The 819-nt window shown below is 71.3% G+C and carries 1 protein-coding gene; it reads left to right on the top strand.

The annotated features are described in order from the left end of the window. A partial coding sequence (locus tag HUK84_RS20765) for an aldehyde dehydrogenase family protein (protein ID WP_176641873.1) occupies positions 1 to 819 on the top strand: 819 nt, incomplete at both ends.

Below are 819 nucleotides of genomic sequence, written 5' to 3'. Positions count from 1 at the left end.
GATCGCCCGCCGCGCGAGCGCGCGCGGGTGATGCGGCGCTGGGCACGGCTGGTCGAGGACCATGCCGCGGAGCTGGCCCGGCTGGAGACGGTATGCTCCACCCGGCCGATCGCCGAGACGGCGGGATGGGACGTGCCGTTCACGGCCGAGGGCATCCGTTTTTTCGCCGAATATGCCGACAAGCTGGGCGGCGAGGTGGCGGCCACGCAGACCGACCTGCTGGGCATGGTGATGGCCGAGCCGTACGGCGTGGTCGGCGCGATCGCGCCGTGGAACTTCCCCCTGGTCATGGGCAGTTGGAAAGTGGTGCCGGCACTGGTGGCGGGCAACGGCGTCGTGCTGAAACCGTCCGAGATGACGCCGTTTTCGATCGTCATGCTGGCCCGCCTGGCGGTCGAGGCCGGGGTGCCGGCGGGCCTGTTCAACGTCGTGCAGGGCAGCGGCACGGTGACGGGCGACGCGCTGGCCCGCCACCCCGCCTGCGGCAAGCTGACCTTCACCGGCTCGACCCGTACCGGCATCGCCGTCATGAAGGCGGCGGCGGAAAGCGGGCCGAAGCCGGTAACGCTGGAACTGGGCGGCAAGAGCCCGCAGATCGTCTATGACGATATCCGCGACGTCGGCGCCGTGGCCGAGCGTATCCTGCGGGCCTTTACCGGCAATGCGGGACAGGTCTGCGTGGCGGGATCGCGTCTGCTGGTCCAGCGCGGGGTGCGCGATGCGCTGCTGGACGGCATCGTCGCCCGTACCGCCCTGCTGCGCGCCGGCCGGCTGGTGGACGGCGCCACGCGCTATTCGCCGATCATCTCGGCCCGCCAG

The sequence above is a fragment of the Nguyenibacter vanlangensis genome, from assembly GCF_013376155.1.
Classification (GTDB): Bacteria; Pseudomonadota; Alphaproteobacteria; order Acetobacterales; family Acetobacteraceae; genus Gluconacetobacter; species Gluconacetobacter vanlangensis.
The sequence above is the reverse complement of the archived record's forward strand: the minus strand, read 5'-3'. Positions and strand labels throughout refer to the sequence as shown.